Origin of the sequence: Streptomyces poriticola, assembly GCF_036689765.1 — a bacterium.
GTDB classification, from domain to species: domain Bacteria; phylum Actinomycetota; class Actinomycetes; order Streptomycetales; family Streptomycetaceae; genus Streptomyces; species Streptomyces poriticola.
Window position 1 is genome coordinate 1 of the sequence record NZ_JBAGKH010000048.1, and the last position, 26,024, is coordinate 26,024.

The 26,024-nt window shown below is 71.6% G+C and carries 25 protein-coding genes; 13 read left to right on the plus strand and 12 right to left on the minus strand.

Going from position 1 to position 26,024, the window contains the following annotated elements; translation table 11 throughout:
- Nucleotides 1-376: 376 nt before the first annotated feature.
- The 3 genes from V5O46_RS30335 to V5O46_RS30345 form a co-directional block, all read right to left on the minus strand.
- A complete protein-coding gene (locus V5O46_RS30335) occupies nt 377-1,102 on the minus strand; it encodes a response regulator transcription factor (protein ID WP_332887944.1) in 726 nt (241 codons plus the stop codon).
- Complete coding sequence (locus V5O46_RS30340; protein WP_332887945.1) at nt 1,099-2,304, minus strand: sensor histidine kinase; 1,206 nt, start codon at nt 2,302-2,304, stop codon at nt 1,099-1,101. The genes V5O46_RS30335 and V5O46_RS30340 overlap by 4 nt, the downstream gene beginning before the upstream one ends.
- Nucleotides 2,305-2,426: 122 nt before the next feature.
- Nucleotides 2,427-3,005 carry a response regulator transcription factor gene (locus V5O46_RS30345; RefSeq protein WP_332887946.1) on the minus strand — a complete coding sequence of 193 codons (579 nt, stop codon included), beginning with the start codon at nt 3,003-3,005 and terminating at the stop codon, nt 2,427-2,429.
- A gap of 486 nt (nt 3,006-3,491) precedes the next feature.
- Here V5O46_RS30345 and V5O46_RS30350 point away from each other — a divergent pair, with 486 nt between their 5' ends.
- Nucleotides 3,492-3,938, plus strand: coding sequence for a 4'-phosphopantetheinyl transferase superfamily protein (locus V5O46_RS30350; RefSeq protein ID WP_332887947.1), 447 nt, complete (start codon nt 3,492-3,494; stop codon nt 3,936-3,938).
- On the opposite strand, the gene V5O46_RS30355 is transcribed toward V5O46_RS30350, so the two are convergent.
- Nucleotides 3,928-5,220 carry a helix-turn-helix domain-containing protein gene (locus V5O46_RS30355; protein ID WP_332887948.1) on the minus strand — a complete coding sequence of 431 codons (1,293 nt, stop codon included), beginning with the start codon at nt 5,218-5,220 and terminating at the stop codon, nt 3,928-3,930. The genes V5O46_RS30350 and V5O46_RS30355 overlap by 11 nt on opposite strands.
- A 132-nt stretch (nt 5,221-5,352) precedes the next feature.
- Here V5O46_RS30355 and V5O46_RS30360 point away from each other — a divergent pair, with 132 nt between their 5' ends.
- From V5O46_RS30360 to V5O46_RS30380, 5 genes are read left to right on the plus strand one after another with little or no spacing between them, the layout of a single operon-like run.
- Entirely contained in the window at nt 5,353-6,609 is a 1,257-nt protein-coding gene (locus tag V5O46_RS30360; RefSeq protein ID WP_332887949.1) for an MFS transporter, read from the plus strand.
- 52 nt (nt 6,610-6,661) lie between these two features.
- Complete coding sequence (locus V5O46_RS30365; RefSeq protein ID WP_332887950.1) at nt 6,662-7,903, plus strand: aldehyde dehydrogenase family protein; 1,242 nt, start codon at nt 6,662-6,664, stop codon at nt 7,901-7,903.
- The gene (locus tag V5O46_RS30370; protein ID WP_332887951.1) at nt 7,900-9,627 is read left to right on the plus strand and encodes a thiamine pyrophosphate-binding protein; all 1,728 of its coding nucleotides are present in this window, start codon (nt 7,900-7,902) and stop codon (nt 9,625-9,627) included. The genes V5O46_RS30365 and V5O46_RS30370 overlap by 4 nt, the downstream gene beginning before the upstream one ends.
- A gap of 19 nt (nt 9,628-9,646) precedes the next feature.
- Nucleotides 9,647-10,549, plus strand: a complete 903-nt coding sequence (locus V5O46_RS30375) for an ACP S-malonyltransferase (protein WP_332887952.1) — start codon at nt 9,647-9,649, stop codon at nt 10,547-10,549.
- A complete protein-coding gene (locus V5O46_RS30380) occupies nt 10,546-12,234 on the plus strand; it encodes an MFS transporter (RefSeq protein WP_332887953.1) in 1,689 nt (562 codons plus the stop codon). The genes V5O46_RS30375 and V5O46_RS30380 overlap by 4 nt, the downstream gene beginning before the upstream one ends.
- On the opposite strand, the gene V5O46_RS30385 is transcribed toward V5O46_RS30380, so the two are convergent.
- Together V5O46_RS30385 and V5O46_RS30390 are read right to left on the minus strand one after the other, a co-directional pair.
- The gene (locus V5O46_RS30385; RefSeq protein ID WP_332887954.1) at nt 12,170-12,433 is read right to left on the minus strand and encodes an acyl carrier protein; all 264 of its coding nucleotides are present in this window, start codon (nt 12,431-12,433) and stop codon (nt 12,170-12,172) included. The genes V5O46_RS30380 and V5O46_RS30385 overlap by 65 nt on opposite strands.
- Before the next feature lie 51 nt (nt 12,434-12,484).
- The gene (locus tag V5O46_RS30390; protein WP_332887955.1) at nt 12,485-13,438 is read right to left on the minus strand and encodes a ribonucleotide-diphosphate reductase subunit beta; all 954 of its coding nucleotides are present in this window, start codon (nt 13,436-13,438) and stop codon (nt 12,485-12,487) included.
- Between the two features lie 196 nt (nt 13,439-13,634).
- Here V5O46_RS30390 and fabF point away from each other — a divergent pair, with 196 nt between their 5' ends.
- The 6 genes from fabF to fabI all read left to right on the plus strand — a co-directional run bounded on the left by fabF (nt 13,635) and on the right by fabI (nt 19,430).
- The gene (gene fabF, locus V5O46_RS30395) at nt 13,635-14,933 is read left to right on the plus strand and encodes a beta-ketoacyl-ACP synthase II (RefSeq protein ID WP_332887956.1); all 1,299 of its coding nucleotides are present in this window, start codon (nt 13,635-13,637) and stop codon (nt 14,931-14,933) included.
- A complete protein-coding gene (locus tag V5O46_RS30400) occupies nt 14,930-15,628 on the plus strand; it encodes a GNAT family N-acetyltransferase (RefSeq protein WP_332887957.1) in 699 nt (232 codons plus the stop codon). Before fabF ends, V5O46_RS30400 begins: the two co-directional genes overlap by 4 nt.
- Nucleotides 15,625-18,201 (plus strand): class III lanthionine synthetase LanKC, encoded by a 2,577-nt coding sequence (gene lanKC, locus V5O46_RS30405; RefSeq protein ID WP_332887958.1) that lies wholly within the window; start codon nt 15,625-15,627, stop codon nt 18,199-18,201. Before V5O46_RS30400 ends, lanKC begins: the two co-directional genes overlap by 4 nt.
- A 91-nt stretch (nt 18,202-18,292) precedes the next feature.
- Nucleotides 18,293-18,382, plus strand: coding sequence for a class III lanthipeptide (locus V5O46_RS30410; RefSeq protein WP_107452078.1), 90 nt, complete (start codon nt 18,293-18,295; stop codon nt 18,380-18,382).
- A gap of 103 nt (nt 18,383-18,485) precedes the next feature.
- Complete coding sequence (locus V5O46_RS32040) at nt 18,486-18,572, plus strand: class III lanthipeptide (protein ID WP_408649084.1); 87 nt, start codon at nt 18,486-18,488, stop codon at nt 18,570-18,572.
- Nucleotides 18,573-18,662: 90 nt separating this feature from the next.
- Nucleotides 18,663-19,430 carry an enoyl-ACP reductase FabI gene (fabI, locus tag V5O46_RS30415; protein WP_332887959.1) on the plus strand — a complete coding sequence of 256 codons (768 nt, stop codon included), beginning with the start codon at nt 18,663-18,665 and terminating at the stop codon, nt 19,428-19,430.
- A gap of 46 nt (nt 19,431-19,476) precedes the next feature.
- Here the strand turns inward: fabI and fabG are convergent, their stop codons facing one another.
- On the minus strand, nt 19,477-20,184 hold the full coding sequence (gene fabG, locus V5O46_RS30420) for a 3-oxoacyl-ACP reductase FabG (protein ID WP_332887960.1): 708 nt from the start codon (nt 20,182-20,184) through the stop codon (nt 19,477-19,479).
- An 82-nt stretch (nt 20,185-20,266) separates the two neighbouring features.
- Here fabG and V5O46_RS30425 point away from each other — a divergent pair, with 82 nt between their 5' ends.
- A complete protein-coding gene (locus V5O46_RS30425) occupies nt 20,267-21,691 on the plus strand; it encodes a class I adenylate-forming enzyme family protein (RefSeq protein WP_332887961.1) in 1,425 nt (474 codons plus the stop codon).
- A gap of 61 nt (nt 21,692-21,752) precedes the next feature.
- Here the strand turns inward: V5O46_RS30425 and V5O46_RS30430 are convergent, their stop codons facing one another.
- The 5 genes from V5O46_RS30430 to V5O46_RS30450 all read right to left on the minus strand — a co-directional run bounded on the left by V5O46_RS30430 (nt 21,753) and on the right by V5O46_RS30450 (nt 25,640).
- Nucleotides 21,753-22,865, minus strand: a complete 1,113-nt coding sequence (locus V5O46_RS30430; protein ID WP_332887962.1) for a beta-ketoacyl synthase N-terminal-like domain-containing protein — start codon at nt 22,863-22,865, stop codon at nt 21,753-21,755.
- A gap of 1 nt (nt 22,866) precedes the next feature.
- Nucleotides 22,867-23,487, minus strand: coding sequence for a hypothetical protein (locus V5O46_RS30435; RefSeq protein WP_332887963.1), 621 nt, complete (start codon nt 23,485-23,487; stop codon nt 22,867-22,869).
- Nucleotides 23,488-23,578: 91 nt separating this feature from the next.
- Nucleotides 23,579-24,730: a sensor histidine kinase gene (locus tag V5O46_RS30440; RefSeq protein WP_332887964.1), complete on the minus strand. Its 1,152-nt coding sequence runs from the start codon at nt 24,728-24,730 to the stop codon at nt 23,579-23,581.
- A complete protein-coding gene (locus V5O46_RS30445; protein WP_332887965.1) occupies nt 24,715-25,389 on the minus strand; it encodes a response regulator transcription factor in 675 nt (224 codons plus the stop codon). The genes V5O46_RS30440 and V5O46_RS30445 overlap by 16 nt, the downstream gene beginning before the upstream one ends.
- Nucleotides 25,390-25,430: 41 nt before the next feature.
- The gene (locus tag V5O46_RS30450; protein WP_332887966.1) at nt 25,431-25,640 is read right to left on the minus strand and encodes a DUF5708 family protein; all 210 of its coding nucleotides are present in this window, start codon (nt 25,638-25,640) and stop codon (nt 25,431-25,433) included.
- Nucleotides 25,641-26,024: the final 384 nt, after the last annotated feature.

The following is a 26,024-nucleotide window of genomic DNA, read 5'->3' on the forward strand; positions in this document are numbered from 1 at the left end:
CGGCATGAGCCGCTCCCAGGCGCCGCCGCGTCCCCCGGGCCACGCCGACTGAACGTCTGAACAGCGGAAACGGGTCGGAGGGTGCCGAAGAACTGCCCGGCGGGGCAGGGCGGTCACGATGCTCGAACACAGCTACCCGATACCGGGGCATCGAGGGCTACTTCTCCCGGGGCCTCCTCGCCCACCTGACCGTGGGCCTGGCCGCCCTTGCCGACCTGGACACTCCAGAGCTGCAGCGGCGGTCGTGCGGACGGCCGGTGCGACCTGCCCGGCACCGAGCAGGTGAGCGTTCCGCATGCCGTGCGAGGACTGAAAGCTCTGGACCAATGGTGAGAGGCACTGGACCGCTGTCCCTGGGGTGGTCTCCGGGCCCGCTCTAGATTCCCAACTCCTGTGCCAGCACCGCCGCTTGCACTCGACTGCGCAGCCCCAGCTTGCCCAGCAGACGGCTGACGTGCGTCTTCACGGTGGCCTCGGCCATTTCCAGGCGGTCGGCGATCGCGGCGTTGGACATGCCCTCACCGAGGCACGACAGGACCTCGCGTTCTCGCCGGGTGAGCGCGTCGAGGACCGAGCGGTCCACTGGGTCCTTCTCCAGCACCGTGCAGTCCACCGAGCCCTCCTTCAACTGGGCAGGCCGGGACGCGAACTCGGCGATCAGCCGGCGGGTGACCTCCGGCGCGATCAGCCCCTCGCCCCGGGCGACCGTCCGTACGGACTCGATCAGCCCCTGGGCGTCCGTGTTCTTCAGCAGGAACCCGACCGCGCCGGCGCGCAGCGCACCGAACACGTACTCGTCCAGGTCGAAGGTGGTCAGGACGAGGACGTCGGCGCTCTTCTCCTGCACCACCTGACGGGTCGCGGAGACGCCGTCGAGCTTCGGCATCTGAATGTCCATCAGCACGAGGTCGGGACGGAGCTGCCGCGCGAGCCGGACGGCCTGCTCACCGTCCGATGCCTGGCCCACCACCTCGATATCCGGCGCGGACCGCAGGATGAGGACCAGGCCGTCCCGTACGGCGGACTGGTCCTCCGCGACGAGAACCGTGATGAGCCGCTCGGGTGGGGAGTCCACCAAGCCGTGCCACGCCGCCTCTGTCATACCGGTCCCTTCTCCTCCACGGGCAGCGCGGCGCGTACCCGCCACACTGTCGGCGGTCCGGAGCCGGCGGCTCCGGCCGGTCCCGCCTCGAACTGCCCGTCCAGCAGGGCCACTCGTTCCTTCATGCCGACCAGGCCGGCCCCCGAGCCTGGTGCGCGCGAGCCGGCACGCGGGCTGTACGGGCTGGTGACCTCCACGGTGAGAGGGCCGCCCTCCTTGCAGTCGAGGCAGACGGTCACCACCCCGGGAGTGGCGTGCTTCAGCGCGTTCGTCAGCGATTCCTGCACGATGCGGTAGGCGGCCGGTTCGACGGGGGCAGGCAGCGCCCCCTTGCCCCTCGTGTCCTCGACGACGACGGTGAGGCCGCTTGTGGACCCGCTCGCCCGCGCCCGGTCGATGAGCGTGTTCAGCCCGGCCAGCGTGGGGGCGGCGGAGGGCACCTCGTCCTCGGCCTCACCACTGCGCAGCAGCCCTATCAGCCGCCGCATCTCGGCGAGCGCCTGCACACTGTTGGTCCGGATGACCTCGAGGGCGCCCGTGGAGGCCTTCGGGCTGTTCAGCGACAGGGCGGCCGTCGACTGGATCGCGATCGCGGACAAGTGGTTGGCCACCAGGTCGTGCAACTCCCGGGCCATTTCGCCTCGTTCGGCCGTCACGGCCTGCCGCCGCTCCATCTCGGAAAGCAGCGTCGCCTTTTCGGCGCGCAGCCGCTCCTCGTCGGCGATCTCCTGATGCTGCCGGATGGTGAGCCCGGTCCACGCCGGGGCGATGGTGACCAGCGCGGCGACCACGCCGACGAGGAGCGATTCCGGTCTCGGCACCGCGGACAGGGCCCACACCGTGAGCCCGACGGTGACCAGGATGCTGGCCGGGATCACCTGACGTGCGGTCCGGGGCGGTCCGTACACCACGCTGGCGTACACGATGTCCGTGAACATCAGGACGGTGGCGATCAGCGAACCGAAGTACTGGTCGGCGGCGACGGCGATGACGGCCATCAGCAGAGCCAGGGGCTGGGCGACCCGGCGCAGCAGTTCGGCCGCGGCCATGACGGTCAGAGGGAGCAACGGCATTACGCCCGGGTCCTGTCGGGCGGGCACGTTCGTGAAGAGACCCAGATGCCAAAGCATCACGCCTCCGGCCAGCCCGCCAGCCGTGATCAGGACATCGTCTCGATGGGGCCGGGGTAACTCGGGCAACATGGCTCCATCTCAGCACGACGGCTCTCGTGGGGCCTCCTCTTGCAGGTGTAACCGGAACACCCGTCGGCCTACATCGAAGGATGTAGCACGCGACACGCTCCGCTCACCCCTGTGCCGGGCCCTCAGGTCGTATCGGGGCGCAGCCGGTCGAGCAAGCCCGCGCGGTGCACCAGCAGGGCGGCGGTGATCCGGCGTGGAACGCCGAGTTCCCGGAACACCGTGCGTACGTGTTCCTTGACCGTGTCACCCGAGATGCCTAGCCGCCGTGAGATCTCGGCGTTGGTGAGCCCGATGGCCAGCAGGTGGAGCACCGTTCGTTGCCGCGTGGTCAGGCGCTCCACCGCGGCCTGCGCGGACACCGCGGCCTGCGCGGACACCGCGGCCTGCGCGGACACCGCGGCCGAAGGAGCGGCGGCACCGGACAGAGGGAGGACGGCTGTCCGGGGGTCTTGGAACAGGACGCTTCCGCCCGCGACGAGTATCCGAACGGCGGACAGCAGCAGAGCCGGTGCGATGTCGTGGTGCAGGATGCCCGCGGCACCAGCGGTCAGGCAGTCGGCGACGTAGGCGTCCTGGTTCGTCGCGGTGACAACGGCGGCCGGCGGCGCCTCGGGTGCCGTACGCAGCCGCCGTAGCGTCTCCGGTATCGCTGGGGAGCACCGCCGTGCGGTCAGGAGCAGGAGGTCAGTGCCTGGCGGCACCCGGCGCGCGTCCTCTTCGGTCCCGCCGGACAGCAGGGGTGTGAGACCGGGGAGCGTCCGGAGGATCCCAGCCAGCGTTTCCCCGTCCTCGGGCTCGCCGGATACGTACACCCGGATCATGCAGCCTTCCCCTTTCCCACCCCACCGATGGGGGGGGTGTCAGATCGTCCCCTGGTATTAGAACGTCTACGCGGTCGACTGACATGATCTTCTTGCCGACTGATTCAGCTTCAAGGGGATGAATCCATGTGCGGATTACGGGGGTGCGTCATACGCGGAGCGAAGACGTGCGCGAAACCGCCGGTGCAGTGCGTACCCGAGGGGGAGGCGGTCCACGTCTTCTCGCTGGCCGGGCCCGCCCGACACCCGGAGGCGGGCCAGCACCGGGCTCCCTGGCGGGCTCTACTGAGCTGGCTCCTGGCAGACACCGAAGAAGCGGTTCTCACCAGTGACCCCTACGGACGGGTAGCCGGGGCGGACGGCGATGTGGACATCGCGGTATGTGCCGACAAGGAGCGCCAATACGTCGCCCTGGCGCGCGGCATGTCGGTGGCCATCGCGGGGCACCGGGTTCCCGGCCGCGTGGATGCCCCGTCACTGCTGCCGTTCAGTGCCCCCGAGCGGTCCTTCATCGCGGCGGCGCCGGTGGAGTTGCGGGCCAGTCGGCTTACCCGGCTGTGGACCCGCAAGGAGGCCACCCTGCGTCTGTCCGGCGGAGGCTTCTCCCGGGCGGGCCTGGTGGACGTGCTGTGCGAGGGGCGCGAGGGCAGAGTCGTGGTGCCCGACGCCGGTCCGTCCACGTGGCACGGACCGAACGTCGCCTATGTGCACGATGTGCCGGACGACGCCGGGGTCGTGGTGTCGGTGGCCACCTCGTGTCCCGTGCGGGAGGTCTTCGTCTGGCAGCTCGACCGGGTGCCGATCACGGCATGAGCAGCACATGCGGATCGATGCCCGGGGCCGTCGCGCCCGCCGTCGCGTCCGCGGCGCTCAGTTCCCGCCACACCGTGACAGCGATGCGGTAGGCACCGGCCTCCTCGTAGAGGGCGGCGGCGGAATGGAAGCGCTCGCGGGCCGTGTCCTCCTCACCGCGGGCCCGGTGGATCCGGGCCGTGACCACGGTGCAGCGCGCCCGGTCCAGCACGGCTAGCGCGGAGAGGCCGGCGTCCACCAGGGCGCCTTGTCGGCCCGCCTCGGCCGGGTCGTCACGACGCAGCGAGGCGAGCGCCCGGGCCGCCGCGAGGCGCACGCCGTCCTCGGGGGTGCCCACCAGCTCCGCAGCCTGTGCGGCCTGTCGCAGCAGGGGGTCCGCTGCGTCGAGCCGACCGTCGGCGATGTACAACAGCCCCGCCGCCAGCTGGAGCCGGGCACGCAGCGGCAGATCGCCGGCCTGCGCCATGGTCTGCTCGGCCTCGGCCATGAGGGCCAGGGCCGGTTTGGCGCGCCCGTTGACGTAGTGGGCGCCTGCCGCCGCCCACAGCCCCGTGGCCCGCAGCCGGCCCCCGGGGACGCCCTGCACCGTGCGTACCAGTCCGTCGGCCAGCTCCCGGGACCGTTCCCAGTCGCCGCTCGCGGTGCACACCGACACGAGGACCGTCTCGGCCTGGGCCCTCTCGACAAGGGCGGGCGGCTCGGCGGTCCGGGCGAGCCGGAGCGCCTCCTCGGCGAACCGGGCGCTCTCCGTCAGGTTCCCCACGTCCTTCAGTGCCTGGGCCGTCTCCACCGCGACCCGGATGTGCAGCAGGGGGGAGGACTTGGTGAGCGGATCGGCCAGCAGGTCCCGGAGGGTCTGCTCCCGGGCCTCGGACTTCCCGAGCCGGCCCAGAGTGGTCGCCAGTTCCCAGCGTGCCTCCCAGCGCACGTCGTCGAGCTCCGGTCCGCCGGGCAGTGCGATGATGCCGGTCAGCTCGTCGTGGGCCACGTCCCAGTCGCCGGCGAGCTGGTGGGCGCGGGCGGCGACCAGTCGGCCCACGACGCCGAGTCGGTGCGGCGGGTGCTGCTCCGGTTCCTGGGGGGCGAGCAGCACCTCCACTGGCATGTCGAGGCGCTCGGCGATCGCCCGGGCGAGCTTCAGGCTGGGTGCCCGCCGACCGCTCTCGACCAGGGAGATGTAGCTCGGGGACATGGTGTCGCCCGCCAGGTCCGACTGTGACAGCCCCTGTGCGCGGCGAATCTGCCTCACCTGTTGCCCGAAGTGTGGTTGCTCGACCGTCACCGTAATCGCTCGCTCAGGGGTTGTGTGGATGAGTAAGTATCTTTGACCAGCAGTTTAGCGAGCTTGGCCTCGGCTTCGAAGCTCCGGCAGAGGAAAAGGCTGTCAAAAGCAGTCATGTTAGAGTCATTTGCTGTGAAGTCGAAGCAGGGGCTGAGGGTTCGCGGGCGGGTCAGCCTGGCCGCTCTCCTCGGGGCGGTGGCCGTGGCGTCGGTCGGCGAGGCCATGATCGTCGTCGCCGTCCCGTGGTTCGTCCTGGAGACCACCGGCAGTGTGGCGCGCACCGGATTCGTGGTCGCCGTGGCCTCGGTGGGAGCTGGCCTGGCGGGATTCGCGGCAGGCCCCCTGGTGGACCGGGTCGGATTCAAGGCGATGGCGGTCTCCTCCTATGTGCTCGGAGGCGCGGCTGCGGGCGCCGTCCCCCTGCTGCACGCCGCCGGGCGCCTGGACTTCGGCGCCCTGCTCGGCCTCGTCCTCATGGCGAGCCTGCTGGACATCCCCGGGGTCGCGGCGGTGTCGGGACTCGTTCCGTCCCTGGCCCGGTCGGCCGGCGTGCCGCTGGAGCGGGCCAACGCCTTGCTGTCCGGGGTGCGCCAGATCAGCCACCTGTGCGGCCCGACGCTGGGCGGCCTTGCCGTCGCCGTGGCGGGGACCGCCGGCGTCCTGCTGATCGACGCCGCCGCCTGCGGTCTCGCCGCGCTGGTCGTCGCGCTCGGTGTGCCCGCCGTCGCCGGGCGCCCCGGGGCGGCGGGCGTGGAGGGCTACGCGGCCCGGTTGCGCAGTGGTCTGCGCACGTTGCGCCGGCACCCTCTGCTGCGCGCGCTGACCGCCTCGTCGACCGCCTTCAACGGCCTGGACAGCGGCTTCAGCGGGGTCGTGCTGGTCACCTACGCGTATCAGTACCTCGGCAGCGCGGCGCAGCTCGGTGTGCTGCTGACCGCGTTCGGTGCCGGGACGGCCGTGGGGCTGTTCGGATATGCGGCCGTGGGGCACCGGCTCGGCCGGCGCCGTACCTATCTGACCGCCGGGTGTTGCGCCGGCCTGCTGCTTGCACCGCTGGCGGCGCTGCCGCCGCTGCCGGTCGCCGCGGGGCTGCTGGCGGTGCTCGGCGCGGTGGCAGCGCCCGTGGCGCCGGTGCGGGCGACGGCACTGCAGTGCGCGGTGCCGGACGGACGCTACGGCCAGGTCGTGACCGCCGTCGACGCCCTGGCGCTGACCGCGGTGCCGCTCGGATCGTCCCTTGCCGTCGTCCTGGTCTCCGGTCTGGGGCTGCGCCCCACCGTGCTGCTGATCTCGGCGGCGTATCTGGCCGTCGTGGCGGCGTGTGCGACGGCACCGGCGTTCCACCGACTCGATGAGTCACGAAGATTGACTTCTCTTGACAGTGCGTGACTCTGTGGGGACACTCGATTCTGTTTCCGAGAGTTCGCTTCTAGGGGGACAGATGACATCGGCTCTGGTCCGGCCCGCCGGCGCGGCCGCGACACTCGACATCCCGTACGCCGACCGGCTCGAGGCTCTGCGGTCGGTCCGTGACCTGCTCGTCGAGGAGCCGGGACCTGTGCATCGCCTCCTGTGCGAGATCTCCACCCACCGCGCGGCGCGGTACGAGATCGAGGCGGCCGTCGACACCCTCGAAGGCGCCGCCGAGGAGATGCGCACCTACCGCCCCGGCAAGGTGCCAAGCGTGGCCGTGTTCATGCCGTCCAACGTCATCCTGTACTCGTACGTGCTCTACCTTCTGGTCCCGTCGCTGTACGCCGAGCGTGTCGTGTTCCGGCCGTCCAGCCAGGTCCGCGACCAGACGGCCCGGCTCCACGACCTGCTGGCCCGCCGGCACCGCCTGCCGGTGCGGCTCGCCGCCGCCAGCCAGCGGGGCTTCGTCGCCGAGCACGCCGGACCCGCCGCGGTCGTGGTCTTCACCGGCTCCTACCGCAACGCCGAACGCATCCGGGCCCAGCTCTCCCCGGGGCAGCTTTTCCTCCATCTGGGCGCCGGCGTCAACCCCTTCGTCGTCGCACCGGGCGCCGACCTCGCCCGGGCGGTCGACGACGCGGTCGAGGTGCGGATGCTCAACGCAGGCCAGGACTGTCTCGGGCCCGACCTGTTCTGTGTCCACCGATCGCTGCTCCCTGCCTTCCTCGACGCGCTTGTGGCCCGCCTGGAGCAACTGCGCTACGGCCCCTACGACGACCCCGGGACCGACTACGGCCCGCTCTTCTACGAGAGCGCGTTGGAGGAGACTGCCGTGTTCCTGGCCCGCAACCGGGCCTCCATCGTGCACGGCGGAGCGGTCGACTTCGCGAGCCGCCGCCTGGACCCCGTCGTGGTCGTCGCGGACGGCGTGACGCCCCGCACGCACGTGCCCGAGTTCTTCGCTCCCGTCTTCAACGTCGTGGGCTACGACGACGCCGGCAGCCTCGCCGCGACCCTCACCACGGGCCCTTTCACCGAACGCGCCCTCGGGGCCAGCGTCTACGGCGACGCGCCCGCCCTCACCGATGCCCTGCGGCGCAGGACCACAGTGACCGTCGACGCCACGCTCCTGACGGTCGATGACGGCAACGCACCGTTCGGCGGCCACGGACGCCAGGCCAACTACATCACCGACGGCGAGACGCTCTGGGCCGAACCCGTACTGATCTCCAAGGCCGTCGCCGACCATCTGCCGGAGGCCGCCCGATGAACCAGCCCGCCCACCGGTCCCGGCCCTGGACCCTGATTGCCGACCATCTCGAACACCTGGGTACCCGGACCGTGTTCGCCCTGCCGGGCGACGACATGGCGCTGCTCGCCGCCGTCGAGGACCGGGACGTCGATGTCGTGCTGTGCCGGGACCAACGCAACGCCGTCTTCATGGCCGTGGGTTACGCCCTGGCCTCCGGGACCCCCGGCGTGTGTGCCGTCGGCAAGGGGCCGGCCTTCACCAACGCCCTCACAGGGCTGCTGGAGGCACGGTCCGCGGCAGCGCCGGTGATCCTGGTGGCCGACGGCACCGCGCTGAGCCGACTCGGCACCGGCGCCTTCCAGGAGTTCGACCAGATGGCGGCCGTACGGCCGTTCACGAAGTGGGCGGCCCGGGTCGACCGTGCGGACCAGTTGCCGGCCGTCCTCGAGAAGGCGACTGCGATCTGCCTGAACGGCACTCCGGGGCCGGTCTACGTCGAGATCGCGGAACAGATCCAGGAAACGCCCCCGGCCCCCCGGATCCTGCGCGGGACAGCCGCACCGCACCGGCTCGCCCCCGACGGCGACGTCCTGCGCGAGACCGCCGACCTCATCGCCACCGCCCGGCGGCCACTACTGCTCGCGGGTGGCGGTACCCGGCACCGCAACGCGGGCCGTCGCGTCGAGACGCTCGGCGAGCTGATCGGCGCCGGGATGTTCTGCACCGCCTCCGGGCGTGGCTCCCTCGACGAGAACCACGCCCTGTTCTGCGGCGTCGCCGGCCTCTACAGCACCGGCCCCGCCGCCCGGCTGTGGGCCGAGACCGACCTGGTCATCGCGCTCGGCAGCAGGCTGGAGGAGACAGCGACCTTCGGCTGGCCGGAGCCGTTCGAGGCGCCGGTGATCCAGGTGACCGCCGATGAGCAGACCCTCGTCGGCGGCCCTCGGGGCCGCGCGGTGCTCGGCGACGTGGCCCGGACGGTCTCCGGCTGGGCGGGCTTTCTCGCTTTCGGAGCCCCGGCCGCCTCCTGGACGGAACGGGTGCGCGCCGCCCGTGCGGAACTGCACGCGCGCGCCCGGGCCCGCAGTGCCGCAGCGGCTGCGGCCCCTCTGTCGACGCGCCCCGCCGTCGTGCAGGTGCTGGACGCGCTGCGCGACGTCGTACCGGACGACAGCGTCCTGGTCCAGGAGAACGGGCTGCAGGACATGTGGTCGTACCACTTCCCCCACTGGTCCTGCGGCTCCCGTGGTGGGTCCGTCGTACCCAGCGAGCAGACTCCCCTGGGCTTCGGAGCAGCGGCTGCCGTCGGAGTGGCCCACGCGCAGCCCGGGCGTCCCGTGGTCGCGTTGGCCGGCGACGGCGCCTTCCACCTGTTCCGCAGCGAGCTGCCGACGCTGGCGGACAGCGGCAGCCCGGTCCTGTACGTGGTCCTGGACAACGGCGGCTACGGCTGGTTGCAGACCAACCTCGACCAGGTCTCCGGCGGATCGTCCAGGTTCACGTTCGTCGCCGACCGGGACACGGGGACCGGCGAACTCGCCCGCTCCCTGGGGATCGGACACTGGCGGGTCGACTCCTGGGGCGACCTGGAGGGGATATTGCGCAAGGCATGGGAGCAGTGCGCCTCAGGCGTGCCGACCGTGGTCGAGGTTGCGGTGGCGCTCGGCGACGTGCCGCCCGGCGTGGAGACACCCGGCGGAGACTTCCCGCAGCGCGAGGCGCCCGCCGGCGAGCAGGACTGACGAGCGAAGGAAGACGAACGTGTCCCTGGTGCTGTTCTTCCCCGGGCTGACGCCCACCCGGTACGACGCCATCGGCGACTTCGTGACCACCCACAGGCACGCCGCGCGCCGATTCGCCGAGGCCGACGAGGTCCTCGGCTACTCCCTCGTCGAGGCGTACCGGAACGCGTCCATCTACGACTGGGAGGTCTACCAGAGCGGGTACATGGCCCTGACCCTCGCGCTCGCCGACTGGGCGGAGGAGCACTACGGTGAGCGGCCGGAGCTGTGCGGCGGCCAGAGCTACGGGGCCGTCATGGCGGCCGTGCGCGCCGGGGCCCTCAGCTACCCGGACGCGCTGCGGCTGATGGTCCGGAGCGTGCGGGTGGAGCAGGACTACTTCTCCTCCCAGCCGGAACCGATCGGCTGCCACTTCTTCTACAAGCTCTCCTACGACACCGTGCGAAAGCTGATCGAGGAGTTCCGGGCACAGGGCTCGTGGATGGAACTGTCCGTCGCGTTCGACGCCTCGGTGCACGCGGTGTCCGCACACCAGGACACCCTCGTCCGCTTCGAGCAGCGAGTGCGGGAAGAGGGCGGAATGCCTTTCTACACCGTCGACCGGGCCGAGCACTGCTCCGCCCTGGCCGGGCTGCGGGACCGCCTCGCGGACGAGGTCTACACCACCGCCACCTGGCACGACACCAGCATCCCGATGATCTCGGACGTGGACGGCCGCTGTCTGACCAGCGGGGAGGAGATCAAGCAGGACCTTCTGAACGGCTGGACGACCCCTGTCCACTGGCGGACCGTCATGGACGGCATCAGTCGGGCGGGCGGTGACCGGGTGTGGATCCCCGGGCCCCGCAACATGTTCGCCCGGATCAGCAACCGGGCCTTCCCCACCCGAGTGATCTCGCCGAAGACGGCGCTCGCCGCGTGAGCGGGGTGGAGCCATCCGGCCCGGCCTCCGGCGCCGGGGCCCGGGCGGACCGCCGGCTGCTGTCGGCCGCGGTGCTGGTCGGGGCCCCGGCCGAAGTGCTCTACTTCCTCCTGCCGCTGTGGGCGGGGTCCGGGCTGCACGCCGGAGCGGCCGAGGTCGGAGCGCTGATTGCCGTGGAGGCGCTGCTCTCTCTGCTGGTCAGGTCCCTAGCCGGTCAGCTGTGCGACCGGCGCGATCCCCGGCGGGTCGCGGCCGGCGGGGCGGCGCTGTACGCCGTGTCCTTCGCCGGTTACGCCGTGGCCGGCTCGCTGCCCATGGCCTTCGCTGCGGCAGCGCTGGGGGGCGTGGGAGGTGCCCTGTTCTGGGTCGCGCTGCGCACCTGGATCGCGGCCGGCCTGCCCGGTGCGGCCCACACCGCGGCCTACGGTGCCCTGCTGTCGGCCGAGGGCAAGGGAGCCCTGGTCGGCTACCTCGTCGCCTTCGGCCTGCTGGACCGCGGGGGCTATCCAGCGCTGTTCTGGACCGGGTGCGCGGTGTGCGCGCTCGCCGCGGTCAGGCTCGTGACGGCTCCGGCCGATGTACGCGCCGGGACCCCGTCCGACGGGAAGCCGGAGGGCTCCGTTCCCGTACGGCGCATGACAGCGCTGACGGGCGTCACGGCGCTCACCTCGGCCGCCGAGGCCGGGCTGTGGATGGTGCTGCTGCGGCTCCAGGAGGAGCTGGGGATGGAGCCGATCGGGGTTGCCGGCGTCTTCGCACCTGGCTACCTGGTGCTCATCCTGCTGCCGGAGCACACGCATCGCATCACCGACCGCATCGGACGCACCGCCACGCTCGTCGTTTCCTTCGCGGCGGGGGCGCTGTTCGCCGGGGGCCTTGGGGTGGTGTCGTCGCCAGCCGCCGTCAGCGCGTTGTGGGCGCTCACCGCCGCCTGTCTAGCCGCCCAGATCCCCGTCGAGCAGGCGACCGTGGCGGCGGTCGCGGAGGACCGCCCGGGCCGGGGTATCGGCCGGTATGCGAGTGCCCGGCTGGCAGGCGCGGTGATGGGCACCGCTCTGCTCGGACAGGTCTACGAGGGGGCTGGCTGGGCCGTGGCGTGCCTGGTGGCTGCCGCCGCCTTCGGATGTGGCGCGGCGGCGGTCCCGTACGCGATCGGGGCTCTGGGGCTGCCGCCCGTCACCCGCTCCGGCGCTGACGGGCTCGGTGCCCCGCAGGGCCCGTCCGGCGAAAGGCCGGGCGGGCGGCAGGCTGCTGTGGGCGACCGGGCCGGAGTTCCTGGTACCGACGTACCCGATGCGCCGCGGTGGGAGGCGGCAGCGGCCGGTGAGGACGGGCCGGTCGGCACCCGTGGACCGGCGGGGCCGCAGCGCCCGCGTCCGGCCGCCGTGGACCGCGCGCACCGAGCGCCGGCGCTGGTACGTCCACACTGCGGTCTTCGTGGCAGGCCAGGGGGTATTGAGGCTGCTCGGGATGCTGCCCGACGTGAGCCGCGTGTGGGTGACCTTGTACTTCATCGACACGCTGTGGTCCTGGTCGTTTACCTTCTTTCCGCGCCGGGACCGCACCGGGAAGTAGGCCGGCGAGAAGTGCGGGCTCCGGCCCGGAGGCCGGAGCCGTGGGTCACGCAGGGGCGAGCTGCTTCTCGATCCGGCCGACCACGTCGGCGACGAGACGCAGCTCCTTAAGCTCCTCCTCGGGAAGCTCGACGCCGAAGCGTTCCTCTACCGCCACGATGATCTCCACCATGGCGAGCGAGTCGACGTCGAGTTCGTCGCCGAGGGACTTGCCCTCGGTGACATCGGCGGGTTCCACGTCGGCCACCTCGTTGAGGATGTCGGCAAAGGCGGCCACGATCTGTTCACGCGTCATGTACTTGCCTTTCATGAGGGGTGCGGTGCTCGGTCCGGCGGGCAGCGCCGGACTCCGGACGTGAGGTCAGTCGGAATCGGCGGTGGCCGTGGGGCGTAGGGCGCGCTGGATGACGTTCTCTGTGAACTCCCGCTCGATGCCGATCAGGTTGAGCTGGCGGCGCAGGCTGTGGACGCTGAGGTCCGTCATGGTCAGTCCGTCGGCCCGTTCCTCGACGGTCTCGCTGTCGGTGTCGATACGCAGCGCGATGGGCGCGGTCAGCTCCACGATCTCGCGGATCTCGTCGCCGTAGCCCTCCTGCACGCCCTGGCGCAGTGCGTGCAGGCCGTAGCTGACGTGCCGTGACTCGTCGCGGCACATGGCCGTAAAGCCCGCCTTCACACCGGGCAGCAGCGTAGTTTCGTGCAGCGCGTTGAGGATGGCCCGCTGGCCGACCAGCGCGAGGACGCCCTCCGTGACGAGGTGGAAGTGGGTCACGGCTCGCAGCCAGCGCCGGTAGTCGGATGGGTGGGCCTGCAGCTCGCCCACGATCTGGGCCTCGATGATGCTGAGTTCGCGGTGAGAGGGCGTCAGCATGTCCCAGGCCTGGACGAGCATGCGGCGCGGATCCCGGTCGAGTCCCAGCAGCTCCTCGCCGAAGCGCAGCATCAACTGCGTGTGCCGGGTCTCGTCGGCGATCTGGGTGCCGAGGTAGAGGTGGTCGACCTCCTCCGGGGCTCCCGTCAGGATCGGCCCCAGCAGGTCGAGGCCGGTGTACTCGCCGGTGATGAAGGTTGCGATGGATTCGGCCAGTGCGTCCCGGGTGCCCTTCGGCAGCTCGGAGCCGAAGGCGACGCGGTCCCGTTCCAGGTCGATCGCCTGAGCCGACCACTGCTGCTTCTCCCAGCGCTCGTAGAGCTTATGGGGTTTGGGACGTTCGGCTGCCACCAGGTCGGCGTGGTTCATCACATGGTCGAACGGCAGGTCCGGCATCTCCTTCAGGGACGCCTCGTCGAGCAGCAGTGTGCTCCAGCGGGTCATCAGTACTCCTTGCCGGTTGTCATGTTCTGTGACTGCTCGTAGTAGTAGATGTGAACACACTCTCACCGAGTATGTCAATGTAGAGTCACATTCCTTGACAGATGTGACGGGTCTGTGTCAGCGTTCCGACGTCGCCCCGTGCGGCACCGACCAGACCTGCGCCCCGCCCGGGGCGGCGGACGAGAAGGAGACGGACATGACCGCCACGCCACGCGACCCGGCCGGTCGGCGTGTCGTCATTACGGGTACCGGAGTGATCTCACCGATCGGCCTCACCACCCGGGACTTCTGGGACTCGCTGGTCGCCGGGCGCAGCGGCATCCGGGTCATCTCCCGCTACGACCCCGACACGCTCCCCACCCGCTTCGCTGGCGAGGTGGTGGACTTCGACGCCCGCACCTACATGCCCAACCGGGTGGGACGCAGGCTCGACCGGTTCGCCCAGTTCGCCCTCGCCGCCGCCATGCAGGCGGTGCAGGAGGCCGGTCTGACCGTCACGGAGGACCTCGCGGCCCGGACCGCGGTCGTGGCGGGAACCGGGTACGGCGCCGGCCACTTCACCCGGGATGCCGTGCTGGCCCTGCGGGACTCGGGGCGCCGGCGCATGAACGCCTACTTCGCCTCGGCCGGCTCCTCGGACAGCGCCACGGTGGAGATCGCGAGCCGGCTCGGCGCCCGGGGCCCCTCCGGCGCCATGGTGGCGGCATGCGCCACCGGCGCCATGTGCATCGGCGACGCGATGCGGCTGATCCGCCATGGCTATGCCGAAGTCGTGGTGGCCGGCGGCAGCGACGACGCAGTCAATCCCCTCGACCTCGCGACCTCGGCCAACATCGGGGCGCTCTCCCGGCGGACCGACCGGCCGGAACGCGCCAGCCGCCCCTTCGACCGCGAGCGCGACGGTTTCGTGATGGGCGCCGGAGCGGGGATCGTCGTCCTGGAGGCCGAAGAGCACGCTGTCCGACGGGGCGCGACCGTCCTCGGGGAACTGGCGGGCTACGGCGTCACCACCGACGCCTACCACTCCACGCATCCGCACCCCGACGGGCGGGACGTGCGGCGGGCGATGACCGAGGCACTGGCCGACGCCGGGGTGCGACCCGAGGACGTCGACCACATCTCGGCCCACGGCACCAGCACCCCGCTCAACGACCGGATCGAGAGCGGGGCGATTCGTGAGGTGTTCGGGCAACGCGCGCTGGCGATCCCCATCAGCTCCGTCAAGTCGATGACCGGGCACATGATCGGCGCCGCCGGCGCGGTGGAACTCATCGCTGCGCTCCAGACGGTCCGCACCGGCGTGGTGCCGCCCACGGTCAACTGCGACGACCCCGAGGACCCGGAACTCGACTACGTACCCCACCGGGCGCGACGGCATGACGCGCGCGTGGTGATCAGCAACTCGTTCGGCTTCGGCGGACACAACGCGGTGCTCGTCGTACGCGAGGCCCGCGGCACGGACCGCGTCCAGGAGAACCAGGGGGAAGAGGGATGAGGGGCAGGCGTGTCAGCCTCGATCGGCCCACGGACGCCGAGTACGAACTGATGGCGGACTGGCTGGGGCCGGCCTCCCAGGCGGCCGTACTGACCGCCGACGCGGGGGAGTACATCACCCCGGAGGACCTCAAGCGGCTCAACAGCGGTGGGCAGGTACGGCAGTTCGCGGTGCGAACCCATGACGGCGGGACCGTCGGCACCGTCAACTACCGCCAGCACGGACCGGTCGGCAACTACGCCATCGGCGGGGCCATCGGCGACCCCGCGCTGTGGCAGCAGGGCCTGGGAGCCGAAGCGTTCGACCTCCTCATCGACCATCTGTTCCACGCCCGCAACGCGCACCGGATGCAGTTCACCACCGCCCTTTACAACAAGAGCGTGCTGCGCATGGTGACCCGGGCGGGCTTCGTGCTGGAGGGGATCCTGCGCGACCACCACTACCTCGACGGCACCTACCATCACGCCGCGGTATGGTCGCTGCTGCGGTACGAGTACTACGACTCCCTGGACCGCCAGGAGCAGCGCGACCCGTCCTTCGTACGGCCCGACGTGATCCCGGAGTCCATCAAGGCCGATGCGCTGGACATCATCCTCAGCCACCTGCGGCACCCGCGTTCCGAGACGTCGATCCAGCTCCTGCTGGAGGACGCCGACGCGGACGCCGCCCTCACGGCCGTGGCGGAGGCACGATGAACAGCCGGCCCCGGGCGGAGGCCTACTGCCAGACCGACCCCGTCTTCTACGACACGGGCACCCGGTACAGCCCGGATGACACCTCGGTGTTCGACCGCACCCTCAGCCCGGCCCCGCCCGGCTGGCGGCGCACCGAGCGCGGGGTGTGGGTGGTCCACACCCCCGAGGGACACGCGATGCCCGCACAGGGATGGAAGATCCACGTCTCCGGTCTGCCAGACACCGCCCAGCGCGTCATCGACCTGTGCTGGGACCACTGTGTGGCCCACTGTCTCCCCTTCAAGTTCCTGCGCAGCCGCGGGGTGGTGACCACCCACAGCCTGAAGTACGCGCCGCGATCGGCCAGCGGAAAGATCGTCACGGTCTACCCCTCGGACGAGCGGCAGCTGCGAGAGGCCGCCGGGGCGCTCGCGGACCTGCTCCACGGCATCCCCGGCCCGTACATTCTGACGGACCTGAGGTGGGGCGACGGCCCGGTCTACCTGCGCTACGGCGGCTTCGTGGACCGCTACTGCGCCGGCCCGGATGGGGCACCCGTGCCCGCCGTCGAGCGGCCGGACGGCGCCCTCGTGCCGGACGACCGGCGCCCGGTCTTCACGGTGCCCGACTGGGTGGAACTCCCGGACTTCCTCGCCCCGCACATGGCCGCCCGCCGTGCCGCCGGGACCGGCGACGACTTCCCATACCAGGTGGAACGCGCCCTGCACTTCTCCAACGGCGGCGGGGTCTACGTGGGTCGGCCCTCCGACGGGCGGTCCGTGGTGCTGAAGGAGGCCAGGCCACACGCCGGCCTCGACGGACGCGGCCGCGACGCCGTCACCCGGCTCGAACGGGAGCGCTCCGCCCTGGAGAAGCTGGCCGGGATCCCCGGCATCCCCGAGCTCTACGGCCACCACCGGCTCTGGGAGCACCACTTCCTCGCGGTGCAGCGGATGCCGGGTGAGACCCTGCAGACCTGGGTCGCCCGTCACTACCCGCTGACCAAGGCCGACCCCGCAGCGGAGGACCTGCGGTCGTACGCACAGCGGGCGGGGGACGTCGCCGACCGGGTGTCCGGGCTGATCGACCAGGTGCACGCCCGCGGCCTCGTCTTCGGCGACCTGCATCCGTCCAACGTCATGGTGGACGATGACGACCAGGTGGCTCTGGTCGACTTCGAGCTGACGGGCCCAGTGGCCGAGGCGGAACGGCTCGGCATGGGTGATCCCGGGTTCTCCGGATCGGGCCGCACTGGCTTCGCCATCGACCGGTACGCGCTCGCCGCTCTGCGGGTGTGGCTGCTCTTCCCGCTCACCGCGCTCGCCGAACTCGACCCGGGACGCACCGCCGCCTACGCGGATCTGGTCGAGCGGCGCTTCGGCCTCGCGTCGGGAAGCCTGGACGTGGCCCGGCGCACCCTCGCGCCCGACACCGACCGCGTGGCCCGGGTGCCGGTGTCCCTGCGCAGGCCCCCGGCCGTGGCGCTGGACACCCCGGCCCCCGACTGGACGGCCGTCCGCAAGTCGCTGGCCACGGCGATCCTGCTCAGCGCAACCCCGGAACGGGAGGACCGGCTCTTCCCCGGCGACGTCCGGCAGTTCCCCACGGGCGGCCGCAACCTCGCCCACGGCACGGCGGGTGTCCTGTGGGCCCTGCACACCACCGGTGCCGGCCGCTACCCCGAGCACGAGGACTGGCTGGTCACCGCGGTACGGGACGACCGTACGCTGCCGCCCGGCCTTTTCGACGGAGCTCACGGCATCGCCTACGTGCTGGACCGGTTCGACCGCCGGGAGGAGGCCCTGCGCCTGCTGGATGGGCCGGGCGCCGCCGTCGACGCGGTCAGCGACCTCGGCCTCTACGGCGGACTGTCCGGCATCGGACTCAACCTGCTCGACTTCTCCGCGCGCGCCGGATCGGACGGGCACCGACGAAGGGCCCTCGCTCTCGCCGCCCGGCTCGCCGAGGGCGTCGAGCGGAGCTCGGCTCCCCGCATCGGGGCCGGACCAGGCCGCGGCAGCCGTGCGGGTCTGCTGCATGGCTGGTCCGGCGTCGCCCTGTACTTCCTGCGCCTGTACGGAAGTACCGGGGACCCGGCCCACCTGGACCTGGCGGTCCGCGCCGTGCACCGTGACCTCGATCTGTGCGTGCCAGCCGAGGACGGATCGCTCCAGGTCGACGGCGGCTTCCGCACACTGCCATACCTGGCCGTGGGCAGCGCTGGCATTGCCCTCGTGGCGGCCGAGTTGCTCGAGCACCGTCCGGACCTCCGTCTGACCGATGCTCTTCCCCGGCTGCTGCGCGCTGCTCGCCCGGAGTTCACCCTCGAGCCGCACCTGTTCGCCGGCCGCGCGGGCCTGCTGGCCGTCCTCAGTGCGGTGGCCAGCCGGCATCCGGACACCGTTCCCTACGTCGAGCGGCACCTGGCGCGTCTGCACTGGCACGCCTTGTCCTACGAGGGACAGCTCGCCTTCCCCGGTGAGCAGCTGCGCCGGCTCTCGATGGACCTGGCCACCGGTAACGCCGGGATCCTGCTCGCGCTGTCCGCGGCACTGGACGGCCGACGCGGTTTCCTGCCGTTCCTCGCGCCATGACGCTGGCTCCGTGCGGGCCCGCGTCCCCCGAGCCCCGGACGGCCTGCCGTCCGGTCTCCGACCGACCGAACCGATGAGAGGAGGGACAGCCATGTCGACCGTTCTCGACCTTCAGGGCCTTGAGGCCCCTGCCGAGGAGGCCGCTGCCCTGGGCAGCACCATCAGCAACAACTGCGGCTGACGCGCGGGCCGGTCGGCGGCCCCGGGTGAGCGTCGAATGCCCGGGCCGCCGTCATGCTCCCGCCACCGTGACCCTTTCGAGCCACCGGAGAGGAGGGACAGCCATGTCGACCGTTCTCGACCTTCAGGGCCTTGAGGCCCCTGCCGAGGAGGCCGCTGCCCTGGGCAGCACCATCAGCAACAACTGCTGACCCGTTCACGCGCCGGTGCGGGACTGTCCCCCGGCCCGCACCGGCGCGCGTGGGTGCCCGGTACAGGTACGACGAGACCAGGAGAACGGGATGAGCGGTCTGCTCGACGGAAAACAGTTGATCGTCACCGGAGTGATCAGTGAGAGATCGATCGCCTACACCGTCGCGCGTCTCGCCCAGCAGCAGGGTGCCCGGATCGTGCTCACTGCGTACGGTCGCCGGTCGCTCGTGGACCGGCTCGCCCGCCGTCTACCAGCCCCCGCACCCGTCGTGGACCTGGACGTCACCGACGAGGAGCAGCTCTCCAGCCTGGCCGACCGGGTGGGCGCGCACCTCGACGGCGTGGACGGCGTGGTCCACTCCATCGCCCACGCGCCCGTGAGCTGTCTCGACGGCCGCTTCCTCGACACGCCGTGGACGGATGTCGCCACCGCTGTGCACACCTCGACGTACTCGCTCAAGGCGTTGGCGGTCGCCGCCGGACCGCTGCTGCGCCCCGGGGCGTCCCTGGTCGCCCTCGACTTCGATGCGGCCCGCACCTGGCCGGGATACGACTGGATGGGCGTGGCCAAGGCGGGCCTGGAGGCGTGCGGGCGCTATCTGGCCCGAGACCTCGGGCCTCGGGGCGTGCGGGTGAACCTCGTCGCGGCGGGGCCGCTGCGCACTCTGGCCGCGCGGGGCATCGGCGGGGACGGTGAGGCCTTCGAGAAGCAGTGGGACACGGACGCCCCGCTGGGCTGGGACGCGGGGGACGCCGGCCCGGTTGCCCGCACCTGCCTCGCCCTGCTGTCGGACTGGCTCCCCGCGACCACGGGGGAGATCATCCACGCGGACGGCGGGCGGCACATCGTGGGGTGAACGTCCCGTTCGCAGTCGCGTGGGGGCCGGAAGGGGGCCGAACGCCTCACGCTCCCAAGCCCATGCCGCCGTCCACGGGGATCACCGCGCCGGTGACATAGCCGGTTTCGTCCCCCGTGAGCCAGGCCACTGCCGACGCGACCTCCTCCGCCCTGCCTGCCCGTGGGACGGGATTGAGGGCCAGAAGGCCTTCCTTGTGACGGGTCGGCAGATTCCCCGTCATGTCGGTCTCGATCAGCCCCGGTGCGACGGTGTTGACGGTGATACCCCGCGAGCCGAGTTCCCGGGCCAGGGAACGGGCCATGCCGACGAGACCCGCCTTCGACGCGGCGTAGTTGACCTGGCCCGCGTTCCCGGACTGCCCCACTTCGGAGCCGATCATCACGATGCGCCCCCAGCGACCGCGCCGCATGCCGGGCACGGCCCGGCGTACACAGCGGTAGGCGCCGGTCAGGTTGGTGTCGAGAACCTGCCGGAACTGCTCCTCGGTCATTACGGCGACCGGGGCGTCCCGGGTGATGCCCGCGTTGGCCACCAGCACCTCCACGAACCCATGGCGGCGCTCCACCTCGGTGAACGCCTCGTCCACGGCGCGTGCCGAGGTCACGTCGCAGCGCACCGCGTCCAGCCCCTCGGGCGGGCTGTCCCGGTAGGTCACGACGACCCGGTGCCCGGCCTCGTCCAGCCTGCGGGCCACCGCCAGGCCGATCCCGCGGTTCCCTCCGGTCACTAGCACGGTGTGCCGCCCCGTCATTCCGTTCCCCTCTGCTCCACGTGACTATGACATGACTAAGTATTACTCTAGATGACAAGCGATGAATAGAGTGGAGGGCAGCGTGACGGAACCAGGACAGGCAGGACCCGGCCTGATCGGAGCGGCGGGCCCCGTCCGGTCCGCGGCGCTGCGGCGGCGCGTGCACGCCGTCACGGCCGATCTGGCACGGCGCGGAGTGCGCAGCGGCGACCGCGTCCTCGTACAGGCGGACAATTCGACGGAGTACGTCGAGGCATTGCTGAGCCTCATGCAGCTCGACGTCTCCCTGGTGCCCGTCGACCACCGGCAGTCTCCCGCCGACACGCATGCCGCGGCCCGTCAGTCCGGCGCCCGCTGGATGCTGACGGACCGTCGTCCCGGGACCGACCCGGTCGACGGCCGGGTCCTGCTCATCGAGGAGTTGGGCGGGGGACTGGCGCCGGAGCCGGGCGAGGTGGACCTGTCCGCCTGGTTCCGGCGGCGCGACGCGGCCGTGCTCTGGTCCTCAGGCACGACAGGCCGGCCCAAGGGCATCGTCAAGTCCGGGAACGCCGTACTGGACAACACGGATCGCACCGTCCTGGCCATGGGCTACCGCGCGCAGGACGTGACGGCGCCCCTGCTGCCCTTCTCCCACCAGTACGGGCTGTCGGTGCTCCTGCTGTGGTGGCGCGTGGGCTGCACTCTGCTGGTCACCCCGTACCAGCGACTCGACCTGGCCGTCAGCCAGGCCGTCGCACACGGAGTCACCTGCGTGGACGCTGCCCCGCCCACGTATCACGCACTGCTCGGCCTGGTGCGTCGCCGCCCCGCGGTGCGCGCTGGGCTCGGCGGCGTACGCGTCTGGGGGGTGGGCGGCGCACCACTGCCCGCCCCCCTGGCCGAGGCGTTCCGGACGCGGATGGGCGCACCCCTCCTGGACGGCTACGGACTCTCCGAGCTCGGCAACGTGGCGCTCGCCACCCCCGCCGATCCCGTCGCCTGTGGGCGGCCCCTGCCCGGCGTGGCGGTGCGGATCACTGCACCGGACGGGAGGCCGGCCGCTCCCGGTGAATTCGGCAGCATCGAGGTGCGCTCCGCGGGACGGATGGAGGGTTACCTCACCGAGGAGGGCGCGCTCCGGCCGGCCGACGGCGACTGGTTCCGCACCGGAGACGTGGGGCACCTCGACGAGGACGGCCGGCTGTGGGTCGGGGGCCGTGACCAGGCGGTGCACCGCCTGGGTTACACGATCTTCCCGGAAAGCCTGGAACGCAAGGCGGAGGGATGCGGCCGGCAGATCAAGGTGGTCGCCGTCGACGACGTACGGCGCGGTCACGCCCTGCACTTCGTCGTCGCGGATCCCGAGGGAGGTTCCGCGCTCACGTGGCGGCGCCGCCTCGCGCCTCATCTCGCCGAGTTCGAGCAGCCCAACGCCGTCCATGTGGTCGACAGCTTCCCCGTCAGCCTCAACGGCAAGGTGGACACCACGGCCCTGCGCCGGCTGATCGGCGTGGCCGGAGGCTGAACGCCGCGACCCGGCGCTGTCGGGGCACGGTCGGCCGCGCCGGCCGTGCCCCTTCCGGGCGTCACGCGCGGCGTAGCACCAGGCAGGCGTTGTTGCCGCCGAAACCGAAGCTGTTCACGGCTGCGTGGGACAGTGAGTGGCCCGGCTCGGCCCGGGTGGGAAGGGCGACCCGGCTCGTGGCCTCGGGCGTCTGGAGCCCGGTCGTGGGCGGCACGGTGCCGGTGCGCAGGGCCGCGGCTGTCGCAGCGATCGCGGCCACGCCGGAGATGTGCAACAGGTGCCCGACGGCTCCCTTGTGCGAACTGACCGGCAGTCGGGTCGTACCGTTCTCGGCGCAGATCTTCTCGGCCGCGTGCAGTTCCGCGGCGTCGCCCTGCTGGGTGCCGGTGGCGTGGGCGTGCAGATAGTCGACGCCGTCGACGCCAGCGTCTTCCAGGGCCGCGCGCATGCACGCGCTCACGACGCCCTCGTCGGAGGCGACAGCCTTCCCGCCGGCCAGGCGGCTCGCGAGTCCCGCGACGACGAGATCGGTGCTGGCCCCCCGCCGCCGGGCGTGGTCGGCGTGCTCCAGCACCAGGGCGCCGCCGCCCTCGCCGAGCGAGATGCCCTGTCGTTCCACGTCGAACGGCCGAGCCGGTTCCTTTGCCAAGGCCCGTACCACGTCGAGGCTCGCGTATTCGTAGAGGTTGAGCGCCGTCCCGCCCGCCACGACGACCGCGGGCGCGGTGCCGGACCGGATGATCTCCCGCGCCAGGCTCACCGCGAACAGCGCCGAGGCACAGGCCTGGGTGATGTGAAGTGCTGGGCCGGTGCCCAGCAGGCCGTCGGGTGTGGGTCCCATGAACTCACGCTGCTCCGGGTCGGCGGCCGCGGGGCCGGACGGGAGCGGGGACTGGCCGACCAGGACCATCCGGGTGCCGTCCGGCAGGGCGGTCAGGCGCGCCGCCCGCACTGCTTCCTCAACCGCGGCCAGCATGTAGGACTGGCGCCGCGGGACCGTGTCCGGCACAGGGCCGCTCACCTCGCCGACCGCGTGTCCCCGGTACGCCGTCGCGCTGAAGCGCCGCGCCGGGCTGAGCGCGCAGCGGCCCGCCAGCAGCCCTCGGACGTAGGCGTCGGTGCCGGGGCCGAAGGCCGTGACCAGCCCGATGCCACTGATGACGATGTCGCGCATGCTAGGACTGCCTTCCCGTCGACAGGGCGTTGAGCAGGGCGGACGGAGTGGACGGGGACATGGCGGGCAAGGCCGGCAGCTCGCCGTCCGGGGCCCATGCGGCGGCGACGGCCAGACAGTCCCGGTGGTGCGGGTCGTCACCGGGAAGCAGCGCCGGCTCGCACACCACGACTGCCGGGTGGCCGCTCGACGAGACGAGCTCCAGGACCGCCCCGGCGGAGACCCCTGCCAGCAGGTAGCAGCTCCCATGGTGCCCGGCCTCCGTCAGATAGGGGCGGACGAGCTCGGAGGTCTCCGGCCGTATTGAGTCCGAGGGCCGCAGGCGCCGCTCTGTGTCATGACAGCGCGTCACGAGGCGGCGCGCGGCGAAGACGCTGTAGTCGTCGCAGAGCATGTACAGGGGAGCAGTACCGCGCAGCTCGCCGGGGAGTGTGGCGAAGACCGCCTCGAGGACGGTGCTCATCGCCTCGTTGATGGTCCGCGCCGTGCTTGGCGGAGCAGCCAGGAGGGAGTCGCCCGTGGTGCGGGGCGCGGCGCGCAGGGCGGTCTCGTCCGTTGCCGCGAGTGCGATGTGCGGTGTGATCGCTGCCTTGAATCCTGCGAGGTCCGTTCGAGTTGACATGTGCTCCCCCTGATCACGTCATTCTTGGTCATACAGTATTTCAACATCCTGGGAGGGGAGTCACAACCTGTAAAGCAAGTGATGGAAACTGTCACAGAGTGCCTGCGGCCGCGGGCCCCCGTTCGGTTACCGCAGACGCGGGAAGGGGGAAGGACGCACGCACCGAGAAGCCGCCGTCGGGGAGCCGGTGAGCCCGCAGCGTCCCCCCCAGAGAGGCCGTACGCTCGCGCATGCCCTGGATCCCGCTGCCCCCGCGGTCACCCTGGCCGTGAGATGCTGGTCGGCCCCTGCCGCGCCGGTTGCGCACCTGCACCTCCAGGCTGGCTGGAGTCCGCCGCGCGAGCACCGTGACCAGTCCGCCCAGTGCGTGCTTGCGCGCGTTGGTCAGCGACTCCTGCACGACCCGGAACACCGCTTCCTGGAGCTCCGGCGCACAGTCCAGGCTGGGGAGGCACTCCAGGTCGCCGGTGACCAGCGGTCCCCCCGCCGTGATGAGGGCGGGCAGGTCCGCGAAGCCCGGCGGCGACACCTCCTCCGTGCCATCCGTCGTCGGGGCCCGCAGCAGGGCGACGAGGCGGCGCAGGTCCGCCAGCGCCGCCTGGCTCGATCTGCGGACCCGTGCGGCGTCCTGGCGCCGCTCGGGAGGCACGGCCACCTCCAGCGCACCGGTCTGCAGCGTGATGAGACTGAGATGGTGGGCGACGGTGTCATGGATGTCGCGCGAGAGACGGACCCGCTCCCGCAGGATCGTCTGTCCGCTCACAAGCTGTTCCTCCCGGGCTCTGGCCACGGCCAGCTCCGCCATCCGGGCCCGCAGTTCGCGCTGCGAGGCGACCAGCCTGGCCAGCACGACGGGCGTGCCGGAGACCAGACTGGAGAACATCAGCGCCAGAGCCACGGCCGACGGCCCCAAGCTCACCGGCCCCAGGTGCGGCCACGGCACGAAGGACACGACGGCGACCGCGCCCGCGCAGCACACGGTCGCCGCGGCCCCTGACACCAGCGCCACCGAGTACAGCGCCGCCATCGGCGCCAGCCATACGTAGCCCAGGGACAGCGCGGGCAACGTGGCGAGAAGCGCGCACACCGGCCACCGGCCGCGCACCGTCAGCGCCGCCACCGCGAGACAGCCGGCGGCCAGCGCCGACGGACTGCCCAGGGAACGGGTGGCCCAGATCTCGGCCGCCGCGATCGCGATGACGGCCAGCCGCGGCACGGACTCCCTCGTCAGGGTGCGGCGCATGACCGGCCCGGGAGCGTGTCGAGCCCCATCTGGTAGGCCGCGACCGCCACGGCGACCCGGGTCCTGACCCCGAGCTTGAGCCGAAGTGAGCGGAGGTGGTCCTTGACCGTTGCGGTTCCGATGCCGAGGCGCGCGGCGATCTCCGCGTTCGACATCCCTATCGCCACCAGGGACAGCACCTGGCGCTCCCGCTCGGTCAGGCGGGTCAGCGCCGTTGTGGCACGGGAGGGCATCGCCGCCTCCTGCGGGCGGAGCACGTCCGCGAAGGTGTGCCGGACGTGGGGGTTGAGGACGCTGCCGCCAGCGGCCAGCACCCGGACCGCGTCGACCAGAGTGTCGGGGTCCGCGTCCTTCAAGAGGAACCCGGCGACGCCGCTGCGCAGCGCGTCGGTGAAGAGCTCACCGCTGTCGAAGGCCGTGAGCATGGCCACGGCCGGCGGCTCCGGAAGCGCGCGGACGGCGCGGACGACTTGGATCCCGTCGACGCCGGGCATCACGCTGTCTACGAGGACCAGGCCGGGTCTCGTCATGTGCACCTGTCTCAGTGCGTCCCGTCCGTCGCAGTCGGCCACGACCTCGATGTCGTCGGCCGAGTCGAGTATCTGGCGGAGCGCGGCTCGCACCAGGGCCTCGTCGTCGACCACGGCGACCTTTATCACGTCACACCTTTCGTACAGCGTCACAGGAGATACCGTGAGAACTACCCCTGACTGCCCTTCACCGAATCCGACTTGCGCACCGTCTGGAACAGACCCAACAGGATGAGCACGCCTCCGATGCACATCAGCACGACTCCGACCTTCGTCAGTGTGAAGACGGGGATCTCCACGCCGTCCGCGAACAACCTCAACGCCAGGCCGATCACGAAGGTGACGACTCCCTCGACCAGGTTCTTCGACGCCTGACTCATGGGTGGTTACTCTCCTTCGGGCACGTGAACCGGTGCCGGGCGCACCGTTTCCGGGATCTCCTTCAGCGTAGGAACGGAGTGTGGTCCAATCCTCACCCCGCTGAATGATGTGGAGTACATAGTTCGACGGACCGGGAACCCGGTGCACGGACGGGCGGATCCATCGAAGAGTGCAGCGCGCTGGCCGCGATGCGGCCCCGCCTGCACGAGCGGTTCGCCGCGGACAGCCGGGCGCAGTCGCGCAGGCCGTGGGCCGTCGCCAGCGGGGCGGAACTCCCAGGCGTGCTCCGAACAGGATCACCGAGAAGGGGCGGTGCTTTGACCGTGCGGCCGAGTCTGCTGCGCAATCGTTCAGGCGGAGAGTCGGTAGCCCAGCCGTTCGAG